This window comes from Leclercia sp. W6, from assembly GCF_003336345.1.
GTDB lineage: Bacteria > Pseudomonadota > Gammaproteobacteria > Enterobacterales > Enterobacteriaceae > Enterobacter.
In genome coordinates this window covers 1,480,466-1,495,976 of the sequence record NZ_CP031104.1, presented here as the reverse complement: position 1 = coordinate 1,495,976, position 15,511 = coordinate 1,480,466, and the positions used below count along the sequence as shown (strand labels likewise).

Annotated in this window: 17 protein-coding genes and 1 riboswitch; of the genes, 8 read left to right on the top strand and 9 right to left on the bottom strand. The window is 56.4% G+C overall.

Annotated elements, in window-relative coordinates:
• Positions 1-41 precede the first annotated feature (41 nt).
• Positions 42-497: a hypothetical protein gene (locus tag DVA43_RS07295; protein ID WP_114317093.1), complete on the top strand. Its 456-nt coding sequence runs from the start codon at positions 42-44 to the stop codon at positions 495-497.
• 449 nt (positions 498-946) lie between these two features.
• On the top strand, positions 947-1,420 hold the full coding sequence (locus DVA43_RS07290; RefSeq protein WP_114315112.1) for a hypothetical protein: 474 nt from the start codon (positions 947-949) through the stop codon (positions 1,418-1,420).
• A 115-nt stretch (positions 1,421-1,535) separates the two neighbouring features.
• Here DVA43_RS07290 and DVA43_RS07285 read toward each other — a convergent pair whose 3' ends face one another.
• The 6 genes from DVA43_RS07285 to DVA43_RS07260 all read right to left on the bottom strand — a co-directional run bounded on the left by DVA43_RS07285 (position 1,536) and on the right by DVA43_RS07260 (position 8,492).
• Positions 1,536-1,775, bottom strand: a complete 240-nt coding sequence (locus DVA43_RS07285) for a DinI family protein (protein WP_103179457.1) — start codon at positions 1,773-1,775, stop codon at positions 1,536-1,538.
• Positions 1,776-1,860: 85 nt separating this feature from the next.
• Entirely contained in the window at positions 1,861-2,649 is a 789-nt protein-coding gene (locus tag DVA43_RS07280; RefSeq protein ID WP_114315111.1) for a phosphotransferase family protein, read from the bottom strand.
• A 97-nt stretch (positions 2,650-2,746) separates the two neighbouring features.
• Entirely contained in the window at positions 2,747-4,936 is a 2,190-nt protein-coding gene (locus DVA43_RS07275) for a TonB-dependent siderophore receptor (RefSeq protein WP_103824491.1), read from the bottom strand.
• Between the two features lie 325 nt (positions 4,937-5,261).
• Positions 5,262-6,464, bottom strand: coding sequence for an MFS transporter (locus tag DVA43_RS07270; RefSeq protein ID WP_114315110.1), 1,203 nt, complete (start codon positions 6,462-6,464; stop codon positions 5,262-5,264).
• A 45-nt stretch (positions 6,465-6,509) separates the two neighbouring features.
• Positions 6,510-7,271 (bottom strand): SDR family oxidoreductase, encoded by a 762-nt coding sequence (locus DVA43_RS07265; RefSeq protein WP_114315109.1) that lies wholly within the window; start codon positions 7,269-7,271, stop codon positions 6,510-6,512.
• Between the two features lie 282 nt (positions 7,272-7,553).
• On the bottom strand, positions 7,554-8,492 hold the full coding sequence (locus tag DVA43_RS07260) for a GlxA family transcriptional regulator (protein ID WP_114315108.1): 939 nt from the start codon (positions 8,490-8,492) through the stop codon (positions 7,554-7,556).
• Between the two features lie 61 nt (positions 8,493-8,553).
• On the opposite strand from DVA43_RS07260, the gene DVA43_RS07255 reads away from it, so the two are divergent.
• Positions 8,554-8,697, top strand: coding sequence for a YdgH/BhsA/McbA-like domain containing protein (locus tag DVA43_RS07255; protein ID WP_114315107.1), 144 nt, complete (start codon positions 8,554-8,556; stop codon positions 8,695-8,697).
• A gap of 35 nt (positions 8,698-8,732) precedes the next feature.
• Here the strand turns inward: DVA43_RS07255 and DVA43_RS07250 are convergent, their stop codons facing one another.
• The 3 genes from DVA43_RS07250 to DVA43_RS07240 form a co-directional block, all read right to left on the bottom strand.
• Positions 8,733-9,695, bottom strand: a complete 963-nt coding sequence (locus DVA43_RS07250; RefSeq protein ID WP_114315106.1) for a LysR family transcriptional regulator — start codon at positions 9,693-9,695, stop codon at positions 8,733-8,735.
• Positions 9,692-10,003 (bottom strand): hypothetical protein, encoded by a 312-nt coding sequence (locus tag DVA43_RS07245; protein ID WP_114315105.1) that lies wholly within the window; start codon positions 10,001-10,003, stop codon positions 9,692-9,694. Before DVA43_RS07245 ends, DVA43_RS07250 begins: the two co-directional genes overlap by 4 nt.
• Before the next feature lie 251 nt (positions 10,004-10,254).
• Complete coding sequence (locus DVA43_RS07240; RefSeq protein ID WP_114315104.1) at positions 10,255-10,791, bottom strand: carboxymuconolactone decarboxylase family protein; 537 nt, start codon at positions 10,789-10,791, stop codon at positions 10,255-10,257.
• A gap of 397 nt (positions 10,792-11,188) precedes the next feature.
• On the opposite strand from DVA43_RS07240, the gene DVA43_RS07235 reads away from it, so the two are divergent.
• From DVA43_RS07235 to DVA43_RS07215, 5 genes are all read left to right on the top strand, one after another.
• Complete coding sequence (locus DVA43_RS07235; protein ID WP_114315103.1) at positions 11,189-11,779, top strand: DUF4142 domain-containing protein; 591 nt, start codon at positions 11,189-11,191, stop codon at positions 11,777-11,779.
• A 194-nt stretch (positions 11,780-11,973) separates the two neighbouring features.
• A riboswitch (guanidine-I (ykkC/yxkD leader) is annotated at positions 11,974-12,072 on the top strand.
• A gap of 56 nt (positions 12,073-12,128) precedes the next feature.
• Positions 12,129-13,187 (top strand): putative urea ABC transporter substrate-binding protein, encoded by a 1,059-nt coding sequence (locus DVA43_RS07230; RefSeq protein WP_114315102.1) that lies wholly within the window; start codon positions 12,129-12,131, stop codon positions 13,185-13,187.
• 17 nt (positions 13,188-13,204) lie between these two features.
• Entirely contained in the window at positions 13,205-14,020 is an 816-nt protein-coding gene (locus tag DVA43_RS07225; RefSeq protein ID WP_114315101.1) for an ABC transporter permease, read from the top strand.
• Positions 14,017-14,793, top strand: a complete 777-nt coding sequence (locus DVA43_RS07220; RefSeq protein ID WP_114315100.1) for an ABC transporter ATP-binding protein — start codon at positions 14,017-14,019, stop codon at positions 14,791-14,793. The genes DVA43_RS07225 and DVA43_RS07220 overlap by 4 nt, the downstream gene beginning before the upstream one ends.
• 4 nt (positions 14,794-14,797) lie before the next feature.
• A complete protein-coding gene (locus tag DVA43_RS07215; protein WP_114315099.1) occupies positions 14,798-15,505 on the top strand; it encodes an urea amidolyase associated protein UAAP1 in 708 nt (235 codons plus the stop codon).
• Positions 15,506-15,511 lie beyond the last annotated feature (6 nt).

Genomic DNA, 15,511 nt, shown 5'->3' with positions numbered 1-15,511 from the left:
AACGGGTGGTTAACAAAACAACATATAGAGGAAGTTTTATGATGGCTACTGTTCCAACCCTGACTCATCTGCAGTCTGACGAAAGCGTTATTCAGCAACTTATTACCCACCCGGTGCCGGCCGATGCGGACCTTTTCGCAACCGTCGATCGTTGCGCCGCCCTGGTGAGCGTGCTGCTCGAAACCGATGATGCCGCAACCCGCGCTGCACTCTGTGAACGCCTGCTGCAAACCCTTCGTCAGCTGCGACACCTCAGTGACGCCGACCTTCCGCCGCACCTGATAGCCCAACTTATCGAAGGGGAAAAACTCGCCTCCTGCGTGCCGGACTGCTGGCAGGAGACCGCGATCCAGGTGGATTATGCTCTGGACCTGACGCAAGCGATTATGTGCGGAACCCTTCCTGCCAGCGTCGCGAAAGGGCTGACCGGTCTGCTGCACGATCTGGTCTGGTTGCTGGCTGCGTTTGTGAAAGAGCCCTATATTACGACGCACTGATTGCAGGCGATGTCTTAGGGGCTTGCCGCCCCTTTGATGACACTATTCAGCACTTCCCAAACGTTTATTACTGTGTCGAGCAATAACCCTAAAGTGCAGGCAAATAATGATTATGCGCGAAGTAAAGCGCGACACCTTATGAGGTTATTGTCCAGTCATCCATTACGGTTCTCCGATGCCGGGCAGGTAGCCAATGCTGAGCATAATGCTCTGGCACATAAGCTAACTAATCAGAGCTGATATCTCCAGGAAATCGGCTATATCAGGCCGTTCATCTATAATGACTATTGCAGTTGAAATTGCACAGGAAGCTGCACCCTGGTCAACACTCAGCTGAAAGCGTTCAAATAACGTGGCCATATAAATAAGTCAGTGAGGCCGAGAGGGACTGACTTGCCCCCAATAACACTTAAGAATTAATAAAATTCTGTTTATCCGGGAGATTGATAATGAAAATAACCAGGTTTGTATATTCCGCTTTAATTGGCGTTGTCGCCAGTTGCCGTTCTATGACGCCGATGGCGGCCCTCGCAGCAGCACGCCTTGCCAGGCGCGACACACCGGGGAGCCTCATGCTGTTGGACCGTCCGTTATTCAAATTTGGCGCGTTAGCGATGGGGGCAGGTGAGCTGTTTGGCGACAAGATGAAGTCAGCGCCAGACCGCACCGTGTTTTTGGGCTTGTCAGCGCGTGTGGCCAGTGCAGGAATTGCGGGCGCCGCGTTGGCACCCAAGGGAGAAGAAAAAACCGGGGCAGCAATCGCTATCTCTGCCGCTGTGCCACTTGCCTATGCCACACTTGCGGCACGCAAAAAAGCCATAGCAGAAATTGGGCAGACCAGAAGTGGCATAATTGAAGATACGCTCATCGTCGCTATCGGAGCAGCGGTTGTCTACTTCGCAACACGGCCAAAACGTCTTTAAACGTTCTCAATCTTAAAAGGTTTATAACCGGCAGGTCATAATGAAGGGGCCAGTAACGGCTTCTGGCACGAAGCGGTCTCCGGCACCTGCTATGATTATGCGCGGCTTTCTGAGCTTAATCGGCAACCAGCCACATATCGGCTTCTTCAAACATCTCTTCGAGCATACGGTTCAGCTTTTCCCGATCGCTTTTACTGGCATCGCTATTCAGACCGTTCGCCTGCATCGGCTTAACCTTTACCTCGGCATCCGGAAAGATCCGATGCACTCGCTTCGTCAGTTCAGCCAGGATGATCTCCCTGGCGCCCGGAAGCCCGGCAACATTTCGTTTGTCGTACACCAGTTCAACGAACATCACATACCCCTTATCAATACTGTTTTAATGTACAGCATTTTCACCGGGGTAATGATGCCTGTCAAGGTCGCCCGAATGACTGTATTCATAATCGTCGTGCGGTGTCCTCTAACCAGTCAGGAAGGTGTGATTGATACCAGGTTTGATACAAGGAGAACGCGCTCTTTTGCCGCTCGTAAAGTAACACAATGACTTCCGTGACAATCCATGCCTTAGCGATGGCAATTTCTCTCGTTAATTCATTGACACTATGGTGATACGTTAACGTGCAGTAGCGTTCAGCGAGGTCTGCATACGCGCGCATCGTCCCCATTCCCTTTATAAGTGGGGCAAGGTCGATAGCAGGAGTCCCTTTTCCAAACCGTTCCCAGTCGAACAGCACGACCCCACCATTTTCTCTTCTTCCCCAGTTACCCGCATTGCTGTCCCCTGAAATCAGACGGTGGCCGCTAAACAGCACATCACTACGCTGCTGAAATTGCTGAAGCTGCCGTGCGCTTTGTTCAGGTAACGCCAGCAGGATGAGCGCTTTTTCGAGCGCCCTTTCTGACCATGAGTGCGGGTGGTAGTGCCATGCGGTATTCACTGGATAACGGTGCAGACGTGCCAGCATCGTGAGAACCTCATCACTGGCGACATTAGACTGTTCAACCGGGTAAGGAATATACTCCATGCATAATTTGCGCAGGGTGGCATCGGCGGAAAAGAGCGCCGGGGTCGCAATGCCCACCTCGTTAAGCGCCGTGGCAGCGTTCTGATAGAAACCAAACTCCACCGCGCCAACAGGAGACTTTTCAATAACGGCCTGACCGCTATGGCTGACCGTTAGCGCCACGTTGGCGGCACCCATTCTGGATAAATCCCGTGCAGGCATACACGATCCTCTCAGCAGTAGCGGGTGGGTTGCTCAGGATCCAGAGTGTAACGTAAAAGGGCCGAACTGCCGCCCGCATTGCAGGCGGCATTTACTATCAGAACAGAACCGAGTAGTTCAGGCCAAAGGTACGGCCACGGCCTTTGTAGGTATAGAGGTTTTCAGCACCGTAGGTTGGGCTATACAGACCCGGTGCGCGCTGGCCCCATGCGGTGGTGTAATCTTCATCCAGCAGATTTTCGACGCTGAAGCTCAGCTTACCGACCGGCAGAAGATAACTGCCTAGGAAGTCCACGGTGTTATAACCATCGATCTTCTTACCGGCTTCATCAGACAGATCGAACGTCTGGGTGCTTTGCACACGCAACGTCCAGTCGCCCGGCGCCCAGGTGACCCATGCGCTCATTTTGGACGGGCTGGCGCTGTCTACCGTCAGCTTCTCCCATTTTCCGTCGACGCGGGTTTCCGATTTGATGACGTTGAAGTTTGTGCCGGTGCTCCACTCGCTGTCAGTGAAGAAATAGTCGATCTGGCCTTCAACACCGTAGATACGACGTTCGTCATCTTCAACGTTGATGGTCATGTCGCTTTTATTAATGTTGATGGTTTTGTCAGACAGAGAGTAATACCCGGCAATCTGCGTACGCAGGTTATCCCCGGTGTAACGCCAGCCCAGCTCGTAGGCATCAACCTTGATCCCATCGAGTTTTGAGTCGTTCACGTTCACGCTGTTGACCAGGCGATAATGGCCGTTCACCAGCTGATAGGTGCCGGAGCCGTAATATTTCGCCAGATCCGGGATCTCAAAGCCCTGGGAGAAGTTAAACCACAGCTGCTGGCGTTCGGTCAGATGACCCAGAATACCGGCGTTAAACAGCAGGTTGTTGTAATCCGTCTTGCCGCCCGGCACGGCGTCTGCGGAGGTCGCTCTGCCTGTGGCAATGGCCTGCTGCTGCGTGTAGCCAATAAAATCATCGACCTTGTTTTCCGTGTACTGATAGCGCACGCCACCGCTCAGGGTGATCGCGGAGAAGTCGTAGCTACTTTGCAGGAACGGGGCGAGGTTAGTGATGCTGTAGCCCGGATAGCGTCCTACGTTATAGGCATTATCCAGCTTCATTCCCCCGCTGGCCGCCGCTTTGTTGAGGTCGAAAAATTGCTGGTTGGCGTCGAAAGTTTCATGCTCGGCATCCACACCCCATGTCAGCGTCAACGCCTCCACCGGCTTGCTGTTGATGGTGAGCTTGCCGCCGTAGAAATCGGTTTTTTGCTGCGACGCGCCAATGCTGGTGACCCGACCGCCGGAAAGGGTAGGGAAGGGGTAATAGGTCAGGCTCTCATCGCGGTAGTAAATCTGGGCGAGCAGATCCTGGCCCCAGAAATCGGTATTGGAATATTGCAGGTTAATCAGGTGACGTTCGGTGCCGGGAATACGGTCGGAGTCGAGATTGTTTTTGTTATAGGCGTTGCCCGCGCCCGTTACTGCCGAGAAGTTCTCGCCCAGATAAAGGCCGTGCTTACCGTCAGATTCACTTTTGTAATACTGGGTGGTGAGCTGCAACTGCTGATGATCGTCGATATTCAGCGTGCCGGTGCCCATCACGTCCAGACGGTCAGAGTATTGCAAACCGGTCTGGGTGTTATCAATGATCACCTCATCGCCATTGCCATCGTACCAGCCGCCAAAGCGCTGATAAGCCACTGAAAGACGTCCGGAAGCGTTATCGTTACCACCGCTGACCGCCGCTGCGACGTTCTCGTCATTATCGTTATGGCTGTTAAAGCCCGTTTTCAGGCCGGTCTGGAACTCCACTTCCGTTTCCGGCTGGCCCTTTTTGGTCACGATATTGATTAAGCCGCCGGTGCTGCCACCGCCGTAGAGGGAGGTGGCGCCGGAAATGACTTCGATGCGGGAAATATTAAACGGATCGATAGAATCCAGCTGGCGGCTGTCGCTGCGCGAGGAGTTTAAACGCACGCCGTCCACCATCACCATCATGGATCGACCACGCATATTCATCCCGTAGTTGGTGCGCCCCTGGCTGCTGACGTCCATGCCGGGAATTAACTGCGCCAGCACCTCTTTGAGCTCCTTACCCCCCTGAACCTGCTGTTCAATTTCAGCCTGTTCCACAACCCAGGTGGTCTGTGCCATGTCGGCGATGCTGTGATTGGTACGGCTGGCAGCGACCACCAGCGTCTCATCTTTTTGTACTTCAGCAGAGGCATTGGCGGCCAATGTCATGAATAAACATGAACTTAGCGCGCGATAACTGTGCGATTTCATTATTGTGATCATCCTGATTTTTCAACGTGCCGGAGGCATGGACGCCCCGTAGCGCAAAAGCATCACCGCAGAGGTGATAGTGATTATCAAGATGATATGAATAATCATTTCAATGTAAACAGGTAATGTTAAAAATTGTTTCTATAATGGCATGATATTTATGGGGTTTTTGTAGATGAATGGAAGCTCGAACCCCTGCTTAAGTGGGGCAATATCAGAGGTTGACCCACGCGTGTCGCCGTCGTCACGACAGTAACCGCTTGCTATGGTGATGAATCATACCCGCCATTATCTGGAAGGGATCTCAGCATCGCTGATCCTGCGCTCAGGCTTCATTTTTACAGGGCTCAGCGATTACCACAGGTTTTCTGAGCTTTTCTGACAACAACAGGCTCATCAGCGCCAGCAAAATAAAGGAGATTGATATGCCGACCAGCCCGTAAAACCCCGCCAGGGGATAAACCCACGAGGCTACTGCCGAGCCAAAGCCGATGCCGCCGAACATAAAGGCGCTGGTCAGCGCCAGAGCGATACCACGGTGGCGGACAGACGACAGTTCAACGATCCTGCGTTGCTGACTGGGCCAGAGCAGATCGGTGGCAAAGGCCCAGACAACGAGCATCACCAGCAATACGCCCAACATTTTCGGCAGCAGGGCAATCAGCACGGTGTCTACAACCAGCAGCGTCATGCCCGCCATCAACAACCTTTCAGACGTGAAGCGCGCGGCGGCTCGGGTGACCCAGAGGTTGCCCAGCACGCCAGCGATGCCCAGTACCGCAAGCGCTGCGGAGAGAGCCTGTGTCCCGCCGGTGTAGGTATCGCGTATGAGCGGGGCGATGAACGAATAAAAGCTGTAAACGCCGGAGGTAATGAAAAACACTACCAGGAATGCCGTCAGGTATTTGCCTTGTGACAGGACGCTGACCATCTCAGTGAGACGGATGTGCGACCCTGCGCTCTCATCCGGCACTGTCAGGAGAATATTCAGCCCGCTCAGCAGACTTACCACGCCCACTAGGGCAAAAAGCGCTTTTGCTCCCCACAGGCTGGCAATCCACGCGGCGAGGGGAATACCGGCGAGGCTCGCCATCGATACCCCCAGCAGTACCATGCCGATCGCGCGACCGCGTTGCTCTTCATGAACCAGCTCTGCACCCAGCGCAACCAGCACCGGGCCGATAAATCCTGCCCCTGCGCCCATCAGTATGCGGGAGGCGAGGAGCGCATCGTAGGAGGGTGACAGCGCAAACGCGAAGGCGCCAGAACCAAAAAGCCCGATGCCCGTGAGCACCAGCTGACGGCGGCGCCAGTGACCAAACATCACCTGAACCTGCGGGGCTGCCAGGGCAAAGGTCAGGCCGAAAATACTCAGTAAGCGTGCGCTCTGTGCATCGGTCAGCTGCCAGGCGGCGGAAATAGCGGGCAGGCTGCCCGCGACAGTGAGCGCACCGGTCGCCTGGACAAAATAGGCGATGCTCAGCGCACGCAGGGCGCGGCGCTGGGAAGCGGTGATAACAGCGTTCATGATCCATCTCCGGAAAAGAACAGGGGCGCGAGGCCCCTGCAGAGCTTACTGAACAGGGATTGGGTTATCCGCGACCGACTGGTTGAACTGGTTCACCAGGGCATGTTCGTTTGCACCCGGGTTATCGCGCACAGGCAGCACACGATCGACGATAGCTTCAATGGTGTCTGTGCCGAGCTTGTCAAACGTCTCGCTGATGAATGCATCCAGCGGCACGGCGCGCGGGTCACCACTTTTGTAAATCAGATCCGTATCCACCCACGGCGGGGAAATTTCGATGACCTGTACGCTGGTGTCGCGCAGCAGGAAGCGCTGGGAAAGGGTGTAGGAGTGAATCGCGGCTTTCGTCGCTGAATAGAGCGCGTTGGTGGCCAGCGGCAGGAAGGCCAGCACCGAGCTGTTGTTGATCAATACGGCGTCCGGCTGCTGTTTGAGGTGTTCAATAAACGCCGCGCTGACGCGCACCGGCCCCAGAATGTTAGTGTTCAGCAGCGTAACCGCCTGGGCGTCATCCAGCTCGCCTGCCGCATTGTCAAACGGCATGATACCGGCGTTATTGATGACCACGTTCAGGGCCGGATAGCGCGTCAGCACCTGTTCTGCGGCGGCCTGAATGCTGTCGGCGCGGGTCACATCCAGCACCACATAATCCATGCCCGGACTGGCGGCGGTGACATCTTTCAGCAGCGCCTCCCGGCGCCCGGAGATGATCACCTGGTTACCCAGCTGATGGAATTTTTCTGCCATCGCGCGGCCAATGCCCGAGGTACCGCCGGTAATGAAGATAGTGTTATTGGTCAGTTTCATGGTCTTACTCCTTCGCAGAATCGTTAAGGGACGGAATGGTAATGCGTGGGTCGCGAGCAAATCCGATGAGCGCCATTGTCACAGCACGGCGTGGCGGTGGCGCGGACCAGGTGGGTGTGCTGCGTCATGTTGTTCACCTTGTCAGTTATCGGGTTGGTGAATACATATTACGCAGTCAGGCGCCGACGTGGCTGACGAGAAAGGTCGTGATTTCGGACATCATGATGGCCGGAGAGCGGCCATCATGCGTGGAGAGGGAGAGGAGCCAGAAAAAGAGGACGATCAGGCTTTGCCGGTACGCAGCGACTGGGGCGGAATGCCGTAACCCCGGATGAAGACCTCGCGCATATGGCGGCGATCGCGGAAGCCGGATTCACGGGCAATGACCTCCATCGACAGCTTGCTCTGCTCGATCAGCAGTCGGGCATTTTCCAGCCGCAGTCCTTCAATCGCTTTGGCTGGCGATTTTCCCGTTTCAGTGCGGAACAGGCGGCTGAGCTGCCGCGCGCTGACGTGGACCGCATCCGCAATGCTCTCGATGGTCAGGGGTTTGCTGAGGTTGTTACGCGCATACTCCAGGGCTGACTGCAGACGGTCGCTGCGGGGGGCGAGCATCAGCATCTCAGAGTGCTGCGTCTGCCCGCCGGAACGCCGATGGTGCATCACCAGCAGATGGGCCACGCTACGGGCCACCTCGGCACCCAGGTCTTTCTCAACCATGCCCAGCGCCATGTCCAGGCCGGCGGTAAGCCCCGCAGAGGTCCAGATATAATCGTCAATGATAAAGATGCGGTCCTCTTCGACGCGGGTAGTGGGATGCAGGGTCTTGAGACTCTGCGCGTGCACCCAGTGAGTGGTGGCGCGACGGTCAGATAACAGACCCGCCTGACCCAGCACGAACGCCCCGGTACAGATCCCCGCCACCCGTCTCGCCCGGGGGGCGTGCGTCTGCAGAAACTCAACGATACCCGGTGATGCTGGCAACTCCAGGGGCGTTAACACGCCCGCCACCAGCCAGGTATCAATCTCCATGTTGGCAGCGACTGGCTGGCTGTCAACGCCAAAGCCGTAAGAGGTTTTCACAGAGCCGCCGCGCTCTGAATAAACGTTACAATCATAAAAAGGTTCGCCAGCTACCTGGTTCGCAAACTCAAAGATACTCAGCGTGGACAATCCCAGAACCTGAAAATGATCGGAAATCAGTAAGCCTACCCGGTGCATCATTGTCTCCTGATACTCCTTTGACCAATACGTATCTGCGGTCACTCTGGAAGAAACCAGGATGAACACAGACGTTGACGGCGTGTTTCCGGATGATGCGGAAGCACACATTGCCCGCCAGGCACAGCAGGCGGGGGCAGAATATAAAATCACCGCAAGCGATAGCGGCAATCAGGTTGATATGACCGCAACGCTGTCAAAATAAGCCCAGTAAGGCCATTTCCCTGAAATGGCCTTTTATCAGGCGCTGTCCGCGGGTTGCGCATCCTGAGCACCCGGCAAAAAAGCAGGATGAGTGTGCATCAGCGCCGTGATAGCTTTGAGTTTTTCATGCAGCTGCGCATGTAGCTCGCGTATCGCAGGCGAGAACTGTTTACGGTGAGGGCAGATAAGGTTAAGTGGCACCGCCTCCCCAGGCTGATCCGGCAGCAACACCTCAAGCCGGCCTGCCAGCACGTCGGCGCTGACATCGATCCAGGATTTATAGGCAATACCCATTCCCGCCACGGCCCAGCGACGGGCAAGATCCGCATCGTCACACAGCATCCGGCTGCTCACCGTCAGCTGGCGTTTGCCGCCCCTTTCCGGGAAGGTCCATTTGTCATAAACATGACCGTTCAGCGTATAAAGCAGACAGTGATGCAGAGCCAGATCGTCGAGCTGTCGTGGGCGGCCCTTCTTATTCAGATAGGCGGGAGAGGCGACCAGCACGCGCCGGTTATCTTCCGCCAGAGGCAGCGCAACGTAGCTGCTGTTTTCCAGAAAGCCATAGCGGATAGCCACGTCCACCGGATCGCGAAACACATCGCTGACGTTATCGGACATGAATATGCGCAGCGATACTCCGGGATGCTTCTCGCAGAACGCGGTGATCACCGGCAGTAAAACGTTACGCCCGAGATCTGAGGGGACGGAAATTTTTAGCTCACCCTGGATTTCATTTTCTCCGCTCTGAAGTCGCTCCGCGCCCGCCTGAAGAATATTCAGCATCTCCTGCGCATAGGGCAGCCAGGCTTCCCCTTCGGCGGTGAGACGCAGGCTGCGGGTTGAGCGGGCAAACAGCCGTTTATTCAGATCCCGCTCAAGGCGATTGACCGCCGCGCTGACCTGGCCGGGGAGAATATCGGCTTCACGCGCGGCGCTGGAAAAACTGCCCAGCGCGGCGGAACGGACGAACAAGGTCACATCTTCAAGACGTATCATGCAGGCTCCAGAGTAGAAAAGGTTTTCAGTTCCACGCTGACAGAGGGCTTATCGTTAGCGGGCAGGGTAGACCAGATAATGTCAGCCATCACGTCGCGGTTCTCTCCGGCGTCCTCTTCAGAAATGTTAAGCCCTGGCTGCGCCACAATTGCGCTGCGGAAGTTGCGCACAAGGGTCAGCGCTTCGACAGGCTCGCGGGAGGCGTTAACCAGAAAACAGCCGTCAAAGGCGGGGTTGTTGAAGGGCGCAGCCAGCAGGAAGGCCTCATATTGTCCCAGCCATGCGGTTGTTTTTGCAGCAAAAACCAATCGTTTTAATATGCGTTCTGCGCATCAAAAAAGCCAGACTCCAGAAAATAAAAAAACCGATCGGTTTAAAATGCCTTGCTTGTTGAGCAAGGCCGCGCCGGGCCTGGCAAAACCTGTTGCAGGGGGCGCTCCCGCCACATCTTCGTTAACGAAAAAAGGCCCGGCGCTTCACGCACCGGGCCCGTTAAAAAGTAAAAAAATCAGGAGAGGCGCGGGGTTACGCTCTCCTGCGTCGCTGACGTTATGAACCCTCAGCTCACTTTGGGAAAATCGACGACGGTGTCGTTCACGCGGTTAACCATATTGGTAAACAGGATGGCGCTAACGGCACCGATAGTTTCCACGACCTGCTGCTCGCTGAATCCCGCCTGACGGAAGGTCTCGACGTGCTCAGCCGCCACGGTACCGCGGGATGAAACCAGGTACTGAACAAACTTCACCAGCGCATCAATGTGCGCATCCTCGCTGAAGCGGGCTTCGCGTAATTCATGCGTCTGATCGTCAGTGTATCCGGCCTTTTTTGCCATCAGCGTATGTGCCGCCAGGCAGTAGTCACAGCCAGACTCTTCGCTTACCGCCAGGTTAATGGCTTCCAGCTCACGCGCACTGAGACTCCCCTTATGCAGTGCGGCGTTCAGTTGCAGCATCTGGCCCAGTATTTCCGGGGAATGCGTGCCAATGGTCAGATAAGCATTCGGTACTTTACCCATGCTGCCTTTGATAGCGCTGAACAGCTGTGCGGTTTTACCGGTTGCTTCGCCTTCGGTGATGGCATGTAAGCGGCTCATCATTTGCTCCTGATTTCATTGCGGTAAGTGTCAGGTGACAGAACGCGAATTGTTTTGTCACGCCGGGTTCAGGAGCACACTACTGCGCCAGAAGAAGAGGAAAAAGACCGCAGCCGAATTAAGACTTTCTCTCGAGGAGGTTAAATGGAGCTGATTACAGGGTCATAAGCATTACGTTGCATCTTATCGTACACCGTCAGTAAGACCCCAGGCAGCTTGAGCCAGTAGCGTAATCGTTGCTATACACCCGTAAACCCGGCTGCGGTAAATATTCCCATTAAATCAGGGGGAGGAGAATCATCCCCTATACTGACAACTGCGGTTGTCATTTCCACAGGAGGCGACGCGCGGTTAATGACCTGACATCAATCTTACCTATGACCATCAGGAGAACTCTATGCAGAAACGTAATAACCTGAAAATGCTGCTGACCGCATCGGCAGTAGCCGCGATGTTCTGCACCGTCGGTGTGCAGGCCCAGTCGACAAGCGCCGCTCAGAGCAGCGCCACAAGCCAGACTGCAGCGGGCGAAAAGCTCAGCTCGGGTGACGAAAAAGCGTTGAAGGATATGGCCCAGGCCAATATCAATGAGGTTGCCGCCGCTAAAATCGCGCTGAGCAAGGCGCAGAGCAGCGACGTTAAAGCCTTCGCCCAGAAGATGGTCGACGACCACGGTAATGCCCTGACTAAAGTGCAGGGCGTCGCCGAGAAAAAAGGTGTGACACTGCCAACCGAGCCGGACGCGCAACATAAAGCGATGGCAGATAAGCTGGAAAAAGCGAGCGGCGACGACTTTGACAAGATGTATATGGAAAATGCCGGCACCAAGGATCATAAGATGGTGCTCTCTAAGCTGCAAAGTGACGCCAAAAACATCAAGGATCCCGATGTGAAGGCCCTGGCCGACGAGCACACCCCGGTGGTGGAGCAGCACCTCAAGTCAGCCGAGCAAATGATGATGGATTCAGATAAGAAAGATAACAAGTAACCCGATAGTCCGGAGGGCGCGGCTATTCAGCGCCCTCCAGGGCACCACCACAGTGCACCATCCCCGTACGCCCTCCCCAAAACGGTGAAGCCTGAGGCTTACAAAACGCCAACCTGTTAATAAACCTCATAAAAAATTTCTGGCACACCCTTTGCTTTAACCAATGTGAAAGGGCAGTGCACCACACAATCTGAAAAATAGCTGGCTAGGGTTCCGGTTCACGTATGTGGATGACTGGTCCAAGAGCTGGCGACCTCTGAGAGGTTACACGGCGGGACAAAAGCCCGGGAGACAGCAGCACCCACGGTGTCGCGCTGCCCCCTAATTTTGTGCCACTCAGAGGTCAAGCATGAAGAAAACGCCATTACTCCGCACCCTTGTATTGTCGCTGGCGATGCTGGTCAGTCTCCCCACCTTTGCCGCCGTCAAAAAAGAGTTCAACGTCTGCTGGACCATCTACGCCGGGTGGATGCCCTGGGGCACTATCAGCACCAGCAAAATCATCGATAAATGGGCCGATAAATACGGCATCAAGATCAACGTTGTACAGCTCAACGACTACATCGAATCCATCAACCAGTACACCGCCGGCCAGTTTGACGGCTGCACCATGACCAACATGGACGCCCTGACCATTCCGGCAGCGGGCGGCGTGGACACAACGGCGCTGATCCTCGGCAGCTACTCGGAAGGCAACGACGGCGTGGTAATGAAGGGCGAGGGCAAAACCCTCAATGAACTGAAAGGGATGAAAATCTACCTGCCGGAACTCTCCGTTTCCCACTATCTGCTGGTGCGCGGGCTGGAGAAGGCCGGGCTGGCAGAGAAAGATGTCACCGTGGTCAACACCTCGGATGCGGATATCGTCTCCGCCTTCGGGACCGACAGCGTGCAGGCCGCCGTCGCCTGGAATCCGCAGCTCTCCGTTATCAAAGGCACGCCAAAAACCACCGAGGTGTTCAGCTCCTCCCAGGTGCCGGGTGAGCTGATTGACATGATGGTGGTCAACAGCGAAACCCTGAAGGACAACCCGGCGCTGGGCAAAGCCCTTACCGGGGCGTGGTACGAGATGATGGGGTTGATGAAAGCCCAGAATGCGAACGCCCTGAATGCGATGGCGGCAGCGTCCGGCACCGATCTGACGGGCTATCAGGCGCAGTTGAAAACCACCCACCTGTTCTACACCCCGCAGGAGAACCTGGCGTTTGTCACCTCACCGGAGCTGGCAAAAACCATGCAGCGCGTGGCGGCGTTCTCCTTTGATAAAGGGCTGCTGGGTGAGGGGGCACAGAGCGCCGATTTCATCGGCATGCGTTTCCCGGGGGACGTTACTCAGGGCGATGCGGGCAACGTAAAGCTGCGCTTTGATGACAGCTTCGTGAAAATGGCCGCCGCAGGCCAGCTGTGATGACGGACGGAGTCTCCATGCGACAGATTAATCGCCATCCCTCCTCCGGCATGCGGCTGATGCTTGTGATGTTGCCGTTTGTCCTGCTGCTGGCGGCCTACTTTTTTGGCTCGGCGGTGCGGCTGGACGCCAACCCACACGACAAGCTGCTGCCCGGCCTGCAACAGATGCTGGATGCGATCTCCCGGATGGCCTTCACCCCGGACAAGCGCAGCGGCGAGTACCTGTTCTGGGTCGATACCCTGGTGAGTCTGGCCCGGCTGCTGGTGGGGCTGGCGATTGCGTCGCTTATTGGCCTCTGCATTGGCGTGACCGCAGGGGTCTTTCCCATGTGGCGCGCCTCGCTCTCGCCGCTGATGACGGTGCTGTCGATGATCCCGCCTCTGGCGATTCTGCCGGTGCTGTTTATCGTCTTCGGCCTGGATGAGCTGTCGAAAATAATGCTGATTGTAATCGGCATTACCCCGATGCTGGCCCGGGATCTGGAGCATCGCGCCTGTGAAATCCCCCCGGAAATTCTGATCAAAGCCCAGACGCTGGGGGCCAACAGCTGGACGCTGGTGTTGCGGGTAGTACTGCCGCAGCTGCTCTCGCGCCTGCTCACCTCCCTGCGCCTGCTGCTGGGTTCCGCGTGGTTATTCCTTATCTCAGCGGAGGCCATCTCTTCGACTGCCGGGCTGGGATACCGCATTTTCCTCGTGCGCCGCTATATGGCCATGGATGTGATTATCCCTTACGTCCTGTGGATCACGCTGCTGGCCTGGCTGATGGATCTCGCCCTGCGCCAGCTGCACAAGCGCTGTTTCCCGTGGGCAGAAGGAGGCAAAGCATGAGTTTTATTACCATCGACAATATCTGGCAGGAGTATGGCGACCACGTGGTGCTGGAGCGCCTGAATCTGCAGATCAAAGAGGGCGAGTTCTGCTCAATGGTCGGCGCGTCCGGCTGTGGGAAATCGACCTTTCTGCGCCTGCTCCTCGGCCAGGAAAAACCGAGCCGGGGCACTATCACCCTCGACGGTAAACGCCTGGTCGCCGAGCCGGACAGTCACCGGGGCGTGGTGTTCCAGCGTTACTCCGTCTTTCCGCACCTCAGTGTGCTGGATAACGTCGCTATCGGCCTCGAACTGCCGCAATCTCCGCTACTCGGACGGCTGTTTGGTGCGAAAAAACGCGCTGCCCGGGAACAGGCGGCAGAGATGCTGAAAAAAGTGGGGCTTGGCCATGCGCTGGATAAATACCCGGCGCAGCTCTCCGGCGGGATGCAGCAGCGCCTCGCCATCGCCCAGGCATTCATTATGCAGCCCCGCGTCCTGCTGCTGGATGAGCCCTTTGGCGCGCTCGATCCGGGCATCCGCAAAGAGATGCATGCGCTGCTGCTGCAGCTGTGGGGCGAAACCCGCATGACGGTCTTTATGGTCACCCACGATCTCTCCGAAGGTTTCAACCTCGGCACCCGCCTGCTGGTATTCGACAAAGTGCGCCTCGATCCGCAGGCCCCGAATGCCTACGGGGCGCGCATTACCTACGATATTCCGCTCAACGAGACACGGCTCTCCAGCCTGAGCGGTTCAACTCCCGACAACGTTTATGCCTTAAGGGGTTAACGCTATGACGACTTTACGTGAAGAGATCCTGCCGGGCGGCGGTCACCTCTCCTTTGTGCTTAAGCGCGGGCAGATCCTGCGCATGACCGACCCCGACGGCGGGGCGAACGTCAGCCTGATGTTGCTCAACGCCCATGAGAAGAGCGAGCGCCTGAACCTGCCGGATACCCTGAAAGGCCAGCACACCGCGCGCTTGACCGCCGGGCACTGCTTCTACTCCGACATGGGCCGCGTCCTGGCGGGCATCATTGCCGATACCTGCGGCTGGCACGACCCGTTTGGCGGCGTACTCAACGCCGCCGAAGCCACCGAGAAATATGGCCAGGGGCGCTATCAGGAGCTGCGCAACGGCTTCTTCCGCAACGGCACCGACAACCTGCTGGTGGAGATGGGCAAATGGGATCTCAACCTCGAAGATCTGCTGATGGTGGTCAACTTCTTCAGCAAAGTCACCGTCGACGATCACGGCCAGTTCAGCTTCCACAGCGGCCATTCACAGCCAGGCAGCTACGTGGAGCTGTTCGCCCCGATGGACACCCTGGTGGTGATGACTGCGCTGCAACATCCGATGGATCCGTCCAGAGAGTACGCTCCGCGTCCGATGCAGCTGAGCTGGCGACAGGCGGAAGATGAAGAAGCGGCGATAAACGCGCTGCTGACGCGTCCGGAAAACGGTCGCGCCATCACCAACACCCAACTTTTCGCCCTGTAAGGAGCC